The following is a 16,368-nucleotide window of genomic DNA, read 5'->3' on the forward strand; positions in this document are numbered from 1 at the left end:
TCCTTGTCCAATCCGAGCAGGCGCGCCGTGGCCCGGACTCCTATGCCCTCGGCTGCATGATGGATGATCGCACGAATCGTTTCCGCCGGCAGATGCAGGCCAAAAAGCGCGCTGGACTGGGTGGCGGCAAAGCGTTTGCCACAGGTGCGACAGTAAAGCAGATCGCGGCTTTTGTCCTTGCCGTACTTGCCACGCACGGCAATGTTGCCTCGATTGCGCAACCCATAATCCTTGCATTCTTGATTCGGACAGAAATGTCTCTCAAGCTCGACCATCGATTGCCTCCGCATGAAAGGTGTATTCATTTGGAGGAAATTGTAATCAGGGTTGCTCTAAATGTCAACCAAATGGGGACATTACCGAAATACGAAGACGGGGTACTTTTCCGTGGGGAAAAGTACCCCGTCTTCGTTCAGCCGGCGGCAAACTCTTTCACGGATGCCAAACCTCGTGCATACGCTTCGTGCCACCCTTCTTTCACAGGCATTATCCGATAAAGGTCCTGACGTTCCGCTTCCAACAGCCGCCTGGGACGGCCCATGAAATCAGCTGCGCAATAGATGCGCCGCTCGACTGTCTCGGACAGGGCTTTCAGCCAATCCACCCCCTCGGCTGACCGCAGCAGATGATGATCGAGGATAAGAATCCGAACCTTTTTCGCCAAGCGTTTGGCGTTTTCCCAGAGGCCTGCAAGGTCTTGGGGAAGAAGCGCGCCCTGATAGAGAAGCGGACGGATGGACAATCAACGGCCCTTGTAAAAAAGGAACTTACCCGGCCTGCATTGGATCGTCCCCCGGATATGCTCGGGATCTGCCGCTGCGGTAAACAATCCATATATCCTTGAAATTTTCTACGCGTTCTGCGAGGATGCCGACGTTCGAATCGACGAGGGCCGAAGCGACTCGAAAAAGTGTTTTTTTCATTCTCGGAAAGGGGTCTATCCCGTTCATGATGCGACGATTTTCATTTCTCGCGATCCTTTTTTGTCTAACGGTGATTCTTTTCTCCGCCTGCAGCACCGCCCCACCGAACGGCATTACCCAGGTAGCCACGATCGATGCCCTGTTGACCGGTGTCTACGATGGGCACATGTCTCTTGAAACGCTGAGATCTTATGGGGATTTCGGCCTCGGGACCTTCGAGGGCCTGGACGGTGAAATGATTCTTCTCGACGGGACGTTCTACAAGGTTCGCGCCGATGGGAAAGTATACGAGCCAGGGCTTTCGGAGCGAACCCCTTTCGCCTGCGTAACGGCCTTCGAACCCGACCGCAGGGAAACGATTTCGGAACGGGCGGACCTGGCTGCGCTGGAAAAAAGAATCGACGCCTTGGCACCTGGACCGAACCGGTTCTGCGCGTTCATCATCCGCGGAACCTTCGATCAAGTCACGACGCGCAGCGTCCCCGCGCAACAGAGGCCGTATCCTCCGCTGGTGGAGGTGGCCCGCAACCAGCCGGTCTTTCATCTTTCGAACGTTCGAGGCATCTTGATCGGATTCCGTTCGCCTGCCTTCGTCAAAGGCGTGAACGTTCCGGGTTATCACCTGCACTTTCTCGCTGAAGATCTTTCAGGCGGCGGGCATGTGCTGGATCTCGTGTTGCGCGAGGGGGTGCTGGAAGCCGACACCGTGCACGACTGGCTGAGCATTTATCTCCCGATTGAAAACCCGTCCTTCGCAGGAGCCGATCTGAGCGTAGACCGCACCCGTGAGACGCAGGCAGTTGAAAAATAAAGCAGCCGTTCTGTCGCCTTTTTGCGCCGCTCTCCCGCCTATGATTTTTTGGCGATGCCGATCTGTGCCGGGAGGGTGGTGATCGGGACGGTCACGGTAAACGTGGTCCCCTTGCCTTCGGCGCTCTTCACCCGGATCCGTCCGCCGTGCTTGGCAATGATCCCCTGGGAAACACTCAGACCGAGGCCCGTGCCCTTGCCCTTCGCCTTGGTGGTAAAGAACGGGTCGAAGATCAGCCCGATGATATGCTCCGGGATGCCGGTGCCATTGTCCTTCACCTTGACCGCCAGATAGTTCGGATCATCCGCTACGCCTACGGAGACATCCACCTTTCCGCCTTTCGGGGACGCATCGATCGCATTCAGGATCAGATTCAGGAAAACCTGCCGCAGCTGCTGGCTGTCACCATGGACGAGCGGAAGATTTTCCGGGGTCTCCAGAGAGATCTTGATCCCGCTCAGTTTCACCCGGTTGGCGGCCAGATGGACCGTGTCGGCCAGGAGTTGACGCAGATCCAGCGGCTCCAGCTGCGATCCGCTCTCACGGGCGAAATCGAGCAGGTTGGCGATGATGCCCTTCGAGCGATCGGCCTCCTTCACCACGTCCTGAAGCATGTCCTTTCGCTCCTCGTCACTGAGCCCGTCATAGTCCTCGAGGAGCATGTGCGCGGTCAGGGTGATGTTGTTGAGAGGGTTGTTCAGCTCATGGGCGACCCCGGCCGTAAGGGTCCCGACCGCCCGCATCTTGTGGGATTGAATGAGGACGGCCTCACGACTTTCCAGTTCCTGGATCATCTGATTGATGGCGATGGCCAGATCGGTGAATTCGTCGCGAAACCGCCGGACGGGCATGATGGGGGTGAAATTCCCGGAAGCAATCCGCCGGGCATAATCTGAAAATCGATTGATATTCCCCAGAATGCGGCTCCCAAGGAGATACGCGTTCAGGACGATAAAGATCAGCAGGAAGATCAGCGAATAGATGTGGATGTTCCGCGAGCGCTGGATGGCCTGCTCCAGGGCTGCCTTCTCGCGCTTGATGAGTTCGTCCGCGGACGACACCATGCGCTGACCGTGTTTCCGCAGTTCGCGCTCGATCTCCTTCTTCCGTTCGAAGACCTCCTGGTCGATCAGTTGGTGCTGCTCCAGGTCCGTCAGGCTCTCGAGCAGATCCTCGTAACGTTCGATATCCCTGCCGATCCGTTCATGCCCGGCCGCCCCGAGGATGCGCCCTAGTTCCTCCGTGTTCAGGGTCAGGATGTCGTGGGCATGATAGACGTTCTCCAGGGCGTCGCTCAGGTTCGTCCCGTAGAGGAAATAGTTCTTTTCGAAACGCCTCGCCTGCTGGATCTCGATGGCATAGTCGTTGACGATCTCGAGGAACCGGAGTTTTTCCTCCATCTGATACATCGCGACGACCAGGGCTGTCGCAATCCCCATCGCAAAGAAAAATACGAGCAGGAAGCAGGCATAGATCTGCACCCGCAGGCTGATCCGCCTGCGCGACAGGAGAGCCTTCCGCGCCGTCTCGGCGGCCTCGATCCGGCCGAAACGGCCTTCGAGAGTAGCTCCGGAGCGGGGAGGATCCTCTCCGGCCTCCGCTCCTCCGCCCATTCCCATCGTCATGCCCTCGCGCAGATTTTCCATCGTCAGGCCGCTTCCCCGGATTCCACGTTCAAAGGGGTCCCCAGCGCCTCTGCGGCCTTCGCAATGACCTTCCGCAGATCGTTCGGCTGGAACGGCTTGGCGATGAAATCGAAGGCGCCCTTGTCCATCGCCTCCCGTGCCAGCGACATCATGGCGTACCCGGTGATCATGATCACCTTGGTGCGCGGGGATTTGGCGGCCACCCGCTCCAACACCTGGATCCCGTCGATCTCGTCCATCCGGATGTCGGTCACCACGATGTCGAATTCCTTTTCATCGATGCGTGCCAATGCCAAACGCGGGTCCTCGAAGACCTCCACCTCGCAGCCGATCTTCGCCAGGGCCGGTTTGAGCCTCTTGCCCACAATGGGCTCGTCGTCCAAGAGCAGCACGTGCAATTGCGCATCCATTTTCGGCTCCTTTCCGTGATGCTAGCCCGGTTCCGGGACTGTTGACAAGCTGTTTCCGCCTGTCATCCTCAGCGGAAACTCTCCGCCGCCTGGCGAAAAATATCGTTGACGACGTGGACCTCCACGTACTCGACCCCGGCGATCCTGCCGGCCATCTCTTTGATCGCTTCAGCCTTCCGCCGTTTCTCGCGCTTCATGGCCCGCACCTCGACGACCAGCGTTCCACCGTCCGCACTCACCTTCAAATCGGGAAAACGCTCCAAAAGCACTGTCCGCACGCGCGCAGCCAATTCCAGATCCGCCAGGCATTTCTGGGACCAGCTCATGGGCTGGAACTTCCGGTAGGACGCCGTATCGCAGATCGTCTGGACCGCCTCGTCGAGGTCGATGTTGCTCAACCCGATCACCAGGTCATAGAGTCCGGGATCCGTTTCATCCACCCCGAAAGCGCTCCGGGACCAGCGGCGCCGAAGCTGCTTTCGCTGTTCGAGCCGTTTCGTGGCCTTTTCGGCCGGGATCCGCTCTTGTTCGGCCAACACAGCCGCCTCCTTCTCCGCATCGGCCAGGACGCGCACCTTGAGCGCATGGGAGACGCCCACGACATAGAGATGGGCGCCCAATCCGTGGCAGACCGCATCATCAGCGAGAAGCCTTTCGAGGACGGTCTTCTGGATGACCGCCAGAGCCCGCCGCCAGGGCCGCACACGCATCCCGAACAGAGAAGGGTTTTCAGCGAGCGCCCGCTTCAGCTCGGCCTCCGGGACTTCGTTCCGGGCCGCCGCCTCCGTCAGAAGCTCCCGGTCGATCAATCGATAGTTCAACTTTGCAGCCGCCTTCTCGGCAACCGCGCGACCGCTTTCATAAAGATCCGCAGAAATGATGATCAGGGACATGAGCTTTATCCTTTCTGCCAGAGGTTCACGGTGTAGGACCCTATAGCCCGCTTCGCCTCGCCATCGAAATCCTCGTACGATGCCGCCTCGGGAGGGATCGGAGCGATCGAAACAAATCCGCAGCGGGCCGTCACGAGACCCCGTAGAACAGATAAATCGCCACGATCATGACGACCAGGAAGACCACGCTGACCACCAGGCCGGCCTTCATGAAATCCACGCTCCGATAATGCCCCGGCCCCATGTAAAGCGCGTTCACCTGATGAGTGGGCAGGATGAACGAGTTGCTGGTGGCGAGTCCCACCACCAGGGCGGCCATGCGCGGATCGGCGTTCGCGGCGATGGCCATATTGACCACAAGCGGAACGAGCAGGACCGTCGCACCGACATTCGAGATGACCAGCGTGAAGACCGTCGACAGCACCCCGATAACCGCCAGCAGCACAATCGGCTCGACCGTCCCGATCGCCCCAAGCACCGTGTGGGCGATCCAGGCGGCGGTGCCCGTTTTTTCGGTGGCGATCCCCAGGGGGATCAGCCCGGCCAGCAGAAAGATCGTCCGCCAATCCACCGCCTGATAGGCTTCATCGATGCTCAAGACCCGCGTGAGGATCATACCGAGCGCCCCGGTCATGAGGCAGACCGAGAGTTGAATCTTGAAAACCAGAATCATCGACAGTGCCAGCAGGAGCCAAAACCCCGCAAAGACCGCCTTTTCGGGTCTGAGGAGTTCCACGTCGATCGGCGTGGTGAAAAGGAGGCTCCGCTCCGCCTGCAGTTCCTGGAGGCGTTTCCAGGTGCCCTGGATCAGGATCGCGTCGCCGACCTGGAGCGGCATGTCGCTGATCTCGGCCCGATAGCTCTCGCCATGCCGGAAGATCGCGAGCGGCACCACCCGGAAATGATCCCGCAGATTGATCTGCCTGAGTGTCCTGCCAAGCCAGGGCGAACGGGGTCCGGCTACCGCCTCGACCGTCCCGGCGGTTTGCTCCGCCGCCTCGTCCCTGAAAAACTCGAGCGACTCCTTGTGCACCATCCCCAATTGCTCGGCCATCCGATCGACGTCCTCCTCCCGGCCGACAACCAGGATATCCGAGCCGGAGCGGATCATCGCGTCCGCGGATGGCGAGAGGACCTTGAAATCCGGCTGCTCGGTCAAGGCGACGACATTGACCAGAAACCGGCGGCGCAGGTCCCTGACCGTGATGGGATCCCGATAATGGGTGAAATCATCGGGCGTCCGCAGCTCGTGCAATTCCCCGAGCTGCTCCCGGTAGCTCTCGACGCTCGACCCGGCTGGGGCCGCCATATCGGCGCCCACCTCACCCTGGGGGAGAATGAAGCGGCCGAAGAAAATGAAGCAGGCGATGCCGCTCGCCACGAGCAGCAGTCCGACCGGCGTGACATCGAAGAGTCCGAAGGGTTTGAGGTTGAAAGGCGTCAGGAGGTCGTTCAGCAGGATCAGGGGGCTTGAACCCACCAGCGTGATCGTCCCTCCTAGAATCGCCGAGAAACCGATCGGCATGAGGAGCTTGCTGATGGGGATCTTCAGCGAACGGCTCACCCTTTGGACCGCCGGAAGAAACAACGCCGCGGCCCCGATGTTCTGCATGAAACTGGAAATGACGGCGATGGTCATCGAGATGAAGATGACGATCCGGGACGGGCTCTTGCCTGCAAGCCGCACGATGGGCGATACGAGCTGATTGATCATGCCGGTCTTGTCGAGGCCCGCGCCGATAATGATCACCGCTATGATGGAGACCACCGCGTTGCTGCTCAACCCGACAAAGGCCTCCTTAGGCGTGACGAGATGGAGCAGCGGCAGGACCACCATCATCAGGATCGCCACGACATCCACCCGTACCCACTCCACGATGAAGAGGAACACCGCCACCGCGATCATCAGCATGACCAGAATCATATCGAGCGTCAAAGGTTGCATTCCGCGTCTTCCCTCCTCCGATTCCATCAGCGTTCAGGTCGTTTCCGTCTTTCCGGCCGGCTGCACCGCAGCGGATCTACCGGCCACAGCCATGAGCGGACACTCCAGATTCCCGGCCACCCGGATGATCCAATGCGCGCGCCGCCCCGGGCCGGTCTCCGGCAGCGCCGCGCTGCTTCCCCACAGGATCGTTTGAAAAGGCGGTCTTTCCGCCAGAAACTTCAGGAGTTCCTGGGCCGCGTCTCCGACCCTCAAGGCGACGCCGGCCGAGATGCCGTCCTTCAAAAAATCCGCCGCAAAGGCCCCCAGGACCGCTCCCATCTCTTCCTCGATGCGCCGCATGCGGTGCCGGTTGGAGCCGAGCAGGGAGCCCCCCGCGAAGGCCATCTCCGCTATCGTGAGAAAGGTGACCTCTGCATCCATGCGCAGGGCCAGTTCGCGGGCATAGAGCACCGCGGGACGATGAACCTTCCGGTTTTCGAATATGACCAGAATCCGATGGAGCATGCCCCTGCATTCCCCTTTCTCTCTGGACTCTCGAATTGCTCGATCGAAAGGAGTAGCAAGCGGCATACCAAGGGGCGCGTCTAGCAGTTAAGATATTGATTTATAAAAGAAAAATCACACGGGGGAAAAACGGTGGGAGGGAGGAAAACGTTGCAGATCGCAACGTTCCATCGATGAAAGGAGCCGGAAACGGGGACGATGCAACAGGGAGGATCTGTTGCAGATGCGAACGCTCATGTTGCAGAACCGATCCATCGTACGGTCATGAGCCGCCCTGCCCAGACCCCCGCTTTATGCGGCGACGGGTTCCATGCGGAAAGACGCTCAGTCGATCCCGTATTTTTTCATCTTGCGCCAGAGAGAGGCCCGATCGATCCCGAGGATGAGAGCGGCCTTGCTGCGAACCCCTCCGGTCAGTCGAAGAATATGCCGGATGTATCCTTCTTCCAGCTCCTCCAGATTCATGAGGGAGCCTCCGGGCCGCTCATAGGGGTGCAGCTCCAGCTCCGCCAGGTCCGGCGGCAAATCGCGGGCGAGGATGCGATCCCCTCGGCAAAGGGCCACCGCCCGCTCGATGATGTTTTCAAGCTCCCTCACATTCCCGGGGTAGTGATAGTTTTCCAGCAGATCCATGGCCTGCCGGGAGATCGCCTTGACGCTCTTCCGCATCCGCCTCCTCGACCGCTCCAGCATGTGGTAAGCCAGGAGCGGGATATCCTGACGGCGCTCACGGAGGCTCGGCAAAACCAGGTTGACCACATTCAGACGAAAATAAAGATCCTGTCGAAAGGAGCCTTCGGCGGCCTCGATCTTCAGGTCCTTGGCCGTCGCCGCCAGGACCCTGAGATCGAGGGCGATCGGGCGCGTGCCCCCCACGCGCAGCAACTCCCGTTCCTGGAGCACCCGCAGAAGCTTCGCCTGCATGTCGAGGGGCATGTCCCCGACCTCATCCAGAAAGAGTACCCCGCCGTTGGCCGCCTCGAGGAGGCCCGGCCTCGATGAGGTCGCACCCGTATAGGCATCCTTCTCGTGCCCGAACAGTTCGTTCACGATCAGTTCGGGGCTGAAGGCCGCGCAGTTGAAGGCGACAAACGGCCCCTGCGCCCGGGGGCTCAGGGCGTGGATGGCGCGTGCAGCCAACTCCTTCCCGGTGCCCGATTCACCGGTAATGAGGACATTGCAGTCCGTCGGCGCAATCTGGCGGATGACATCCGTGACCTGCATCATTCTGGGGCTTTCGCCGATCATAACCGCGTGCGCGTCTCCACGGCCCTGCCGAATGGAGGCATCCGCCCTCGCCCCGCGATCCCTCAGGGCTTTATGCTCCAAGGCCTCGCTGACGACGGATCGCAGCCGGTCAGGGGTGAACGGCTTCGCCAGGTAGTGATAAGCCCCTCGTTTCGTCGCCTCGACAGCCCCATCGAGCGAGGCAAAACCGGTCATGACGATCACCTCGATGCCGAGGTCGGCCCGCTGGACCTCCTCGAGGAGGCTCAAACCATCCATATGCGGCATCCTGAGATCCGTAACGAGAAGGTCGAACGTCCCTTCCCTGAGCTCTTCGAGGGCCTTGACCGGATTGGTGAAAGAGCTGACCCTGTAGCCGCTCTTTTCCAGGAGACGCCTCAGGTTCTTGAGGGTTACGGCGTCATCGTCTACGATCAGGATATGCATAGGATAATTGAAGAAAAATTAAGATTAAGATGAATTTTCGTCCGCCCTGAAAGGAATGGCGCATAAGGCCCGGTCCCCACTGAAAAGGTAAGGATTCCTGGTCAATCGCAAAAATCCAAGCGCTTGCGCGGAAGCGACCTGCACTTCGCACGAGCAAACGCGCAGATTGACGCCGAGATTGGCCAAAAAGACTATTTCCGGATGGAAACTGTTATTTTCCGGGATCGGCCGGCTGTGGTCAACTGCAAAAAAACGGAGGCGCTTTGCCGGCCTTTCGTTGAATCGATTCATTTTCTTTCCAGAACGTGCTATGTTTTTTGGTATGAATTCGTTGCGTCTGGAAAAGATCCTCCGGGATGCTTTGGAAGAAGACCTGGGGTGGGGCGATATCACGACGGAGGCCGTCGTCCCCCTCGAAGCGGAGGCGCGCGCGGTCATCGTCAGCCGTGAGGAAGGCGTCATCGCAGGTCTGGAGGTGGCCGAGGCCGTCTTTCGGATCCTCGACCCCTCGACGCTCGTGGACCCCCTGGTGCCGGAGGGCAGCGCCATCTCCAAGGAAGCTCCGCTCTGCAACATCCGGGGACGGGCCCGCGCCATTCTTTCCGGAGAACGCGTAGCCCTCAATCTGATGCAGCGGATGTGCGGCATCGCCACCGCCGCGCGCAACATGGCGATGATAGCCGAACCTCACCACGTCAAGGTCACCGACACCCGCAAGACCACCCCTGGTCTGCGGATGCTCGAAAAATACGCCGTACGGGTCGGAGGCGGGTACAATCATCGCATGGCCCTGGACGACGCGGTCCTGATCAAGGACAACCACCTTGTCGCGGCCGGGGGCGTTTCCGAAGCGGTTCGAAGGGCGCGAAGGCGGATCGGGCCGCTGGTCAAGATCGAAGTGGAAACGGAGTCGCTCGCGCAGGTCGAAGAAGCCCTGCGTGCAGGCGCGGACGTCATTATGCTGGACAACATGGAGCCGGACCGCATGCGGGAGGCGGTCAAGCTGATCGGCGGGCGGGCCCTGGTGGAAGCCTCGGGCCGGATCAGACTCGACAACATCCATCAGGTCGTCACGACAGGGATCGATTTCCTGTCCATGGGGTGGCTCACCCACTCAGCCCCCCCGCTGGATTTGAGCCTGGAATTTCTTCCTGGAGACAGGCTGCCGTGAAGAAACTCCCCTTCCGGAACCCGAATAGCCACCGCCTTCCAAACCCTTTCCCGACGTTCTGCCAAACCGCCCCGGTACTCCGCAGGAACGAGCGGACACCTCGGAGAACCTGACCGAGGATTCAGGTTTGCTTGCCTGTCGGCCGGGGGCGCCCCGACACCGCAAACGGATCGCCTCAACCACGAGAAGCCATCATGCCGAAACACCATGCCGAAACAACCCGGAAGAATCCTGCTGGATCCATAGCCGAAGAAGCGCTCGTGGCCCGGATCACCAAGGCCAGGGAGGCGCTCGGAGGCCGGGTCGTCATCCTCTGCCACCACTACCAGCCGGACGTCATCGTGCAGTTCGCAGATCATGTGGGGGATTCCCTCAACCTCTCGCGCCTTGCCGCTTCACGCAAGGAGGCCCGCTATATCGTCTTCTGCGGCGTTTATTTCATGGCTGAAACGGCTGACATCCTTTCCTCCCCGGAGCAGGAGGTCTATATGCCCGACCCGGACGCCGGCTGCCCGATGGCCGACATGGCCCGGCTCGAGCAGGTCGAGCGGTGCTGGGGCGAACTGACCCGCCTGGTGGGGGAGACGATCGTGCCGATCACCTACGTCAATTCATCCGCAGAGATCAAACAGTTCTGCGGCCGCCGAAACGGGGTCGTGTGCACCTCCAGCAACGCCGCCAAGGTCATGGATTGGGCCTTCGAACAGGCGCCGCGCTTGCTCTTCCTCCCCGATCAGAACCTCGGCCGCAACACCGCCCTCGCCAAAGGCATCCCGAAGGAAGAGATCGCGCTCTGGGACCGCGGGAAGGCCCGGCTTCAGGGCGATCCAAACAGGGCGAAGGTGATCCTGTGGGACGGCTTCTGCCCGGTCCATGTGCGCTTCACACCGGAGCAGGTCATGCGGTTTCGCTCCCGGTACCCGGGCATTCGGATCATCGTGCACCCCGAATGCACCGAAGAAGTGGTCCGGCTTGCGGACGGCAGCGGCTCCACGGAATATCTCATCCGCGAGGTGCGTGAAGCGGAGAGCGGTTCGGTGTTTGCGGTCGGAACGGAGCTGCGGCTGGTCAAACGGCTGGCCTCCACCTTTCCGGATCGTACGGTTTATCCCCTGGACGAGGAGCACTCCATTTGCGTCGATATGAGCCGGAGCACACCCGGGCGGCTCCTGGCCGTACTCGAGGGCCTTCTCGAGGGGCGGGCGCCGGGAAAGATCCAGGTCCCGGCGGAAACCGCCGAATGGAGCCGGGTGGCGCTGGAGCGCATGCTGGCCATCTCATGAATCGGCGCGGATGCCGGCCTCTACCCCTTGACAGCTTGTCGAGAGATCTCTCGTGTACAGGCTGTCGAACAACGCAAGACACAACGCTATTGATATCCCGTGCAATGAGGCGCACCTGTCAGTGGGCCGCAATCGACGCGGGATGAGCGTCATGCAGCGGATGGGCGTTTTTGAACAGCCTGTTGAGCAAAGGAAATTCCCATGGGCCGGCACAGCAGGGGCCTTTTCGGCTGAAGATCCTGGCAGGCTGCGGAACGCTTCGAAATGGATCTTTTCGTCTTTGGAGTAAACAGACATGCCGTCTTTAGAGGAAATGCTTCAGACAGACTTCCTGGTCATCGGTTCGGGGCTTGCCGGCCTCAGGGCTGCCATCGAATTGAGCGAACGGGGCAAATCCTGCATCCTCATCAGCAAGTCGGAGCTTGCCCATTCCAACACGTACTACGCGCAGGGGGGGATAGCCGCCGTCGACCCGGAGCGGGTCGCACAGGGAGATGACAGCTTCGAGTCCCACATAGAGGACACCCTCCGTGCAGGGGACGGACTGTGCATTCCATCGGTCGTCGAACGCTTCGTCCAAAGGGCCTTCCCCGACGGTGTGAGGTTTCTGATCGACCACGGTGTGCCCTTCTCGAAGGCGGATCCGGACAAACAGTACGTGCTCCACCAGGAAGGCGGCCATGGGCGCCCCAGGGTCTACTGCAAAGACGACTACACAGGGCAGGCCATCGAAGAGCACCTCGTCGAACTCGTCAGGAAGCAGCCCTTGATCACCGTCCTGGAATACCATGCAGCGGTGAGCCTTATCACCCGTAACCGCATCTCCGAGGTCAAGGTGGCCAAAGACCGGTGCCTGGGCGCCTGGGTGCTCGACAGAACAACGCGCCGGGTCAAGACCATCGAAGCGGACATGACCTTTCTGTCCACGGGAGGCGCAGGCAGAGCGTTCCTCTACACCAGCAACCCTGAAAACGCCACCGGCGACGGCATCGCCATGGCCTATCGGGCAGGGGCCCGTGTCGCCAATATGGAATTCTTCCAATTCCACCCCACGGTGCTCTATGAAGTCAGTCCGGAACACCCCGCCGAGAGGCGCTTTCTGCTGACCGAGGCCCTGCGGGGCGAGGCCATGGGCGGTGTACTTACCCTCGACAAGGATTCGACCCAGGATTTCGTGCTGGCCTATGACCCACGCGGATCCCACGCCACGCGGGACATCGTCGCCAAGGCGATCGACACCGAGATGAAGAAAAGGCATCTGACGCATGTATGGCTCAATGTCACCACCCGGTTGACCGGCAAGCCGGAGGAATACATCCGGCAGTCCTTCCCGAAGATCTACGCCCACTGCCTGAAAAAGGGGATCGATATGACCGCCGAGCCCATCCCGGTTGTGCCCGCGGCCCATTACACCTGCGGCGGCGTGATCGTGGGCGCGGACGGCCAAACGGATATCGACGGCCTCTACGCCATCGGAGAAGTCGCCTGCACCGGCCTGATGGGCGCCAATCGACTGGCCAGCAACTCCTTGACCGAATGCGCACTCTACGGAAAAATCGCCGTCGATGCAGCCCTCGAGCGGGATCCATCGCTGCGGGATCCGGATCTGAAGCCGCCGCCATGGCAAGGCAGCACGGTCCACCCTGAAATCAACCCGGCGATGCTGAACCGCTTCTGGGATACGACCCGGGCAACGATGCTCGATTACTGCGCCATCGACCGGAATGAAAACCGTCTGCGTGTTGCCATGGACATCCTGAACGGGCTCGTCCAAATCACCAACGACATCTATTGGCATTTCTACCCGACGCTCGAGATCATCGAGCTCAGGAACCTCTCCCTGGTCGCCCGGCTGATCGTCGAATCGGCCCTGCACAGGAAGGAAAGCCGGGGCGGCCATTTCCGGTCCGACTATCCCGAAAGAAACGACCACCTGTTCCAAGGCGCCACCATCATTCAACAAACCACCGGGATCCGCCTGCTCAAATGCAGGCACACCTGACGGCCGGCCTCCCCGCTGGGCCCTTTTTCTTGCCGGTTTCCATCCAGAAACGCTCTTTTTTGCCCATCTCAGCGGTGAGCCGCACGGATGCCTGTGCCAAGACTTGAAGGCCCTATCCTCGCAACCGCTTCCTTTCCCTGCTGCCAACCAGACTGGCGGGTCCACCCCGGAGGGGTGGAGGCCGAACGATCTTTTGGGTGTCTCCGTCCTGTTGGCTCGCGTCCACCCCGGAAGGGCGGGGGCCGAGCACCCGCAGGGTCCGAAGAAACATCCTCATCCCCGGCCTGAAAACTTCGCATATCAGACGGCCTTCTCCGGATAAAGCCCCACCATAACAATGTGAGGCCAAATATTTTGACTTGAAATATTCTGGCCCATCCGTTATAGTGTTTCGATCGACCCGCGGATCCCCGCCGCGCCGGCGAGGAAAATCCACGCTGCGGGTCAACACGCAAGGAGGTTCGTTTTGGCTAGCATTGGAGGCATCGTTTCACAACACGGCCGGATTGAGGCCGATTCCGCCAGGGACATGGCTCACATGATCGAGAACATGCATCATCGGGGGCCCGACAACATGATCGTCCGGTCGCTGACAGATGCGAGGGGCGCCCTGGGAGCGAATGAAATCAATCTATCGCCCGAAAGAACCTATTGCACATCCCTGGAGGAAACCCCTTACATCCTCTTTGATGGGAAGCTCTTCAACGAGCGGGACAACGGAAAGACGGACATTCAACTGTTTCTGGAACTCTATGAAAAGCACGGGATGGACTGCTTCAGCCGCATGGATGGGAGCTTCGTCTGCGCCATCATCGAAAAGGACGACGAGGTCATTCTGGCACGGGACGCGGTGGGCGCCAGGCCCCTTTTCTACGGCTGGGACAACGATGTCTTCTATTTCAGCAGCGAGATGAAAGGCCTCAAAGACCATGTGCAATTCAACATCCACGAACTCGAGCCCGGCTGCACCTACAGCTCGAAGAATGGCCTCAAGCCCTTTCAGCCATTCGCTCCGGAAATCCCGGACCACGGCGGAGACATCGGAAAGGCGGCCCAACTCCTCAGACAGCTCCTGATCGACGCCGTCACAAGGCGCATGGACGACGTCAAGGCCATATCCCTCAGCGGGGGGCTCGACAGCTCCATCATAGCGGCGATCGCAAAAGAGCTGGATCCTTCCATCACCCTGGTGACAGGAACCGTCAAAAGCTCGCCGGGACCCGACCTCGAAAACGCCAAACTCATGGCCGATTTTCTCGGCATGTCGCATCATATCTGTGAAATCACCGACGAAGATATCGAAGGATTCATCCCCCAGGCCGTCTGGTACCTGGAGAGCTTCGACGAAGACTGCATCTCGGGGATCCTCTCGAATTATTTCGTCTCCAAAATGGTGAAGGAATACAGCAACGCAGTCCTTGTCGGAGAAGGCGCCGATGAACTTTTCGGCGGCTACCGGATGGTCCTCAAGAACCCCCGCGTCAAAAGCCCCGAACAGCGTGAGCGCCTCGCTCAAAAACTGCTCGATATCGCTTATAACACGGCACTCAGGCGCCTCGACCGGAGCTGGATGGGCAATTCCGTCATCTACAAGACGCCGTTCCTGGACACCCGTGTCGTCGCCTTCGCCAAAACCATCCCCATGTCATGGAAAATCTACGGCGAAAAACAGGTGGAGAAATACGTCCTCCGCGAGGCGTTTCGGGATATGCTGCCGGAGCGGATCGCCAACCGCGAAAAACTGCGATTCGCGATGGGCACAGGCATGGACGACGTCATGGATGAGATCGTCTCGCGAAAGATCGACCCCGATGAATTGAAAAAGCGGCCCAAAGCCGCTTACGGACTCCCCTTCGCGTCCTTCAAGGAGCTGTACTATTACGACGAATTTCTGAAGCTCTTTCCGCCCTCCTACGAAAAGCAGACGGTCCGCTGGGATCCCTTCAAATAACACCCCGCCCATGCAGCACCGGCAAAAGGAGGGCAGAGTCACGATTGCCCTTTTTCGGGTGCTGCTTGGGCGGAAAAGCAAACAGAAAGAAAAAGGCAGCTGTCCCGGAGCATCCCGGTCGCCGGGATGCTCCGTCTATTCCGTCTTGGCCGTTATCCATCATTATGGACAGGGCACACAGTGAATGGTGATGCAGTCGTCCAAAATAACATTCTTGCAGGACCACAATCTTCCAAAAATGTTGTTGTTCCCACCACTGATGACGATGTTTCCGAAGGGGGCAAAGACAGACCCGTACCAGTCCGAACCTCCCAGCATCTGGAAGGCCCCGTGCGTCTCGAGATACACATCCGCGCCAGCCCCGCCGGTCGGATAGACATCCATATTCGTCCCGAAGTACACGTCCCCTACCACATAGATATTGATCGGTCCGCCGGTCAAATCGAGATAGAGCTTCAGAGAATTCAGCACCTTTATACTTGTGAAATAGTAATTACCGGATGAGAGATAGAGTTTGTTGAGGGATCCAAGCTCAAGCTTACCATAGCTCCCGGGGGCAAGTATCGTGGTCTTCCCGTTCGATTTGACCACCGGAAGTCCCCCTGCCGCAAAGTTCGTCTCGGGAGGACATGGAATGGGCGTGTAAGCGAGGGGCACCCCGAACTCCGTCATCGTCCCATAGATATAGGAATCTCCACCCAATGTAATCGATCCTGCCGCAGTCACATTACCTTGAATCTGCACGGTCGTTCCTATTACAATAGACGCACCCGAATCGACATTGCCGTTGATATCGCTCCCGCCGCCGATGGATACCGCTCCGTTGTGAATCAGATCCCCGGAAACCACCTGATTCACTCCGTAAGAGGCCTCACCGCCTCCCGAGACATCAACGAGATTCCCTCCGCCGAGGATCACGATCTCTCCGTTGCTGACGATTGATCCATCTATCCAGAGCTTCGGGTCGGCGTAAACACCTTCAATACCGATGACGCAATATTCACAGAATGCAACAACGGTCTCACAGGGGTTCGGGTCGCAGTCCGTTCCATCGCCCTGGTAGGCCCCGCCCTGCGCCGCGCATTCGGCCGCGGTCACTTCGCTGCATGTCCCGTCCGGAAAGCAGCATGCGCCGGTAGGCTGCGGACAGGG

Annotated in this window: 14 protein-coding genes; 5 read left to right on the forward strand and 9 right to left on the reverse strand. The window is 59.6% G+C overall.

Annotation, left to right across the window (positions count from 1 at the left end; all coding sequences use genetic code 11):
- Nucleotides 1-275: hypothetical protein (locus tag H567_RS26755; protein WP_035255849.1), on the reverse strand; the 275-nt coding region annotated here is incomplete at its 3' end.
- Nucleotides 276-412: 137 nt separating this feature from the next.
- The gene (locus H567_RS0122090; protein WP_028323041.1) at nt 413-664 is read right to left on the reverse strand and encodes a hypothetical protein; all 252 of its coding nucleotides are present in this window, start codon (nt 662-664) and stop codon (nt 413-415) included.
- 284 nt (nt 665-948) lie between these two features.
- On the opposite strand from H567_RS0122090, the gene budA reads away from it, so the two are divergent.
- Nucleotides 949-1,734 carry an acetolactate decarboxylase gene (gene budA, locus H567_RS0122100; protein WP_028323043.1) on the forward strand — a complete coding sequence of 262 codons (786 nt, stop codon included), beginning with the start codon at nt 949-951 and terminating at the stop codon, nt 1,732-1,734.
- 38 nt (nt 1,735-1,772) lie between these two features.
- Here budA and H567_RS26760 read toward each other — a convergent pair whose 3' ends face one another.
- The 6 genes from H567_RS26760 to H567_RS0122130 form a co-directional block, all read right to left on the reverse strand.
- A complete protein-coding gene (locus H567_RS26760; RefSeq protein WP_208598462.1) occupies nt 1,773-3,380 on the reverse strand; it encodes a sensor histidine kinase in 1,608 nt (535 codons plus the stop codon).
- A gap of 2 nt (nt 3,381-3,382) precedes the next feature.
- On the reverse strand, nt 3,383-3,790 hold the full coding sequence (locus tag H567_RS0122110) for a response regulator (RefSeq protein ID WP_028323044.1): 408 nt from the start codon (nt 3,788-3,790) through the stop codon (nt 3,383-3,385).
- Nucleotides 3,791-3,858: 68 nt separating this feature from the next.
- Nucleotides 3,859-4,683 carry a cytidylate kinase-like family protein gene (locus H567_RS0122115; protein WP_028323045.1) on the reverse strand — a complete coding sequence of 275 codons (825 nt, stop codon included), beginning with the start codon at nt 4,681-4,683 and terminating at the stop codon, nt 3,859-3,861.
- Between the two features lie 130 nt (nt 4,684-4,813).
- Complete coding sequence (locus H567_RS0122120; RefSeq protein ID WP_028323046.1) at nt 4,814-6,628, reverse strand: SLC13 family permease; 1,815 nt, start codon at nt 6,626-6,628, stop codon at nt 4,814-4,816.
- Nucleotides 6,629-6,661: 33 nt separating this feature from the next.
- Nucleotides 6,662-7,135 carry a universal stress protein gene (locus H567_RS26765; RefSeq protein ID WP_051185224.1) on the reverse strand — a complete coding sequence of 158 codons (474 nt, stop codon included), beginning with the start codon at nt 7,133-7,135 and terminating at the stop codon, nt 6,662-6,664.
- Between the two features lie 324 nt (nt 7,136-7,459).
- Entirely contained in the window at nt 7,460-8,809 is a 1,350-nt protein-coding gene (locus tag H567_RS0122130) for a sigma-54-dependent transcriptional regulator (RefSeq protein ID WP_028323047.1), read from the reverse strand.
- 322 nt (nt 8,810-9,131) lie between these two features.
- On the opposite strand from H567_RS0122130, the gene nadC reads away from it, so the two are divergent.
- The 4 genes from nadC to H567_RS0122160 all read left to right on the forward strand — a co-directional run bounded on the left by nadC (nt 9,132) and on the right by H567_RS0122160 (nt 15,216).
- A complete protein-coding gene (gene nadC, locus H567_RS0122140; protein ID WP_028323049.1) occupies nt 9,132-9,980 on the forward strand; it encodes a carboxylating nicotinate-nucleotide diphosphorylase in 849 nt (282 codons plus the stop codon).
- A 194-nt stretch (nt 9,981-10,174) separates the two neighbouring features.
- Complete coding sequence (gene nadA, locus H567_RS0122145; RefSeq protein WP_028323050.1) at nt 10,175-11,263, forward strand: quinolinate synthase NadA; 1,089 nt, start codon at nt 10,175-10,177, stop codon at nt 11,261-11,263.
- Nucleotides 11,264-11,558: 295 nt separating this feature from the next.
- On the forward strand, nt 11,559-13,265 hold the full coding sequence (gene nadB, locus H567_RS26770; RefSeq protein ID WP_244155546.1) for an L-aspartate oxidase: 1,707 nt from the start codon (nt 11,559-11,561) through the stop codon (nt 13,263-13,265).
- Nucleotides 13,266-13,731: 466 nt separating this feature from the next.
- Nucleotides 13,732-15,216, forward strand: a complete 1,485-nt coding sequence (locus H567_RS0122160; RefSeq protein ID WP_028323051.1) for an asparagine synthetase B family protein — start codon at nt 13,732-13,734, stop codon at nt 15,214-15,216.
- Between the two features lie 162 nt (nt 15,217-15,378).
- Here the strand turns inward: H567_RS0122160 and H567_RS0122165 are convergent.
- Nucleotides 15,379-16,368 (reverse strand): bactofilin family protein (locus H567_RS0122165; RefSeq protein WP_028323052.1); only part of this gene is annotated, 990 nt, incomplete at its 5' end.

The organism is Desulfatiglans anilini DSM 4660 (assembly GCF_000422285.1).
GTDB lineage: Bacteria > Desulfobacterota > DSM-4660 > Desulfatiglandales > Desulfatiglandaceae > Desulfatiglans > Desulfatiglans anilini.

What these genes read in the sequence shown, in the direction of transcription:
- nadC (WP_028323049.1), top strand. Translation starts at nt 9,132, where the DNA reads ATGAATTCGTTGCGTCTGGAAAAGATCCTCCGGGATGCTTTGGAAGAA.
- H567_RS0122115 (WP_028323045.1), bottom strand. Translation starts at nt 4,683, where the DNA reads ATGTCCCTGATCATCATTTCTGCGGATCTTTATGAAAGCGGTCGCGCG.
- nadA (WP_028323050.1), top strand. Translation starts at nt 10,175, where the DNA reads ATGCCGAAACACCATGCCGAAACAACCCGGAAGAATCCTGCTGGATCC.
- H567_RS26765 (WP_051185224.1), bottom strand. Translation starts at nt 7,135, where the DNA reads ATGCTCCATCGGATTCTGGTCATATTCGAAAACCGGAAGGTTCATCGT.
- H567_RS0122110 (WP_028323044.1), bottom strand. Translation starts at nt 3,790, where the DNA reads ATGGATGCGCAATTGCACGTGCTGCTCTTGGACGACGAGCCCATTGTG.
- H567_RS26760 (WP_208598462.1), bottom strand. Translation starts at nt 3,380, where the DNA reads ATGGAAAATCTGCGCGAGGGCATGACGATGGGAATGGGCGGAGGAGCG.
- H567_RS0122130 (WP_028323047.1), bottom strand. Translation starts at nt 8,809, where the DNA reads ATGCATATCCTGATCGTAGACGATGACGCCGTAACCCTCAAGAACCTG.
- budA (WP_028323043.1), top strand. Translation starts at nt 949, where the DNA reads ATGATGCGACGATTTTCATTTCTCGCGATCCTTTTTTGTCTAACGGTG.
- H567_RS0122120 (WP_028323046.1), bottom strand. Translation starts at nt 6,628, where the DNA reads ATGCAACCTTTGACGCTCGATATGATTCTGGTCATGCTGATGATCGCG.
- nadB (WP_244155546.1), top strand. Translation starts at nt 11,559, where the DNA reads ATGCCGTCTTTAGAGGAAATGCTTCAGACAGACTTCCTGGTCATCGGT.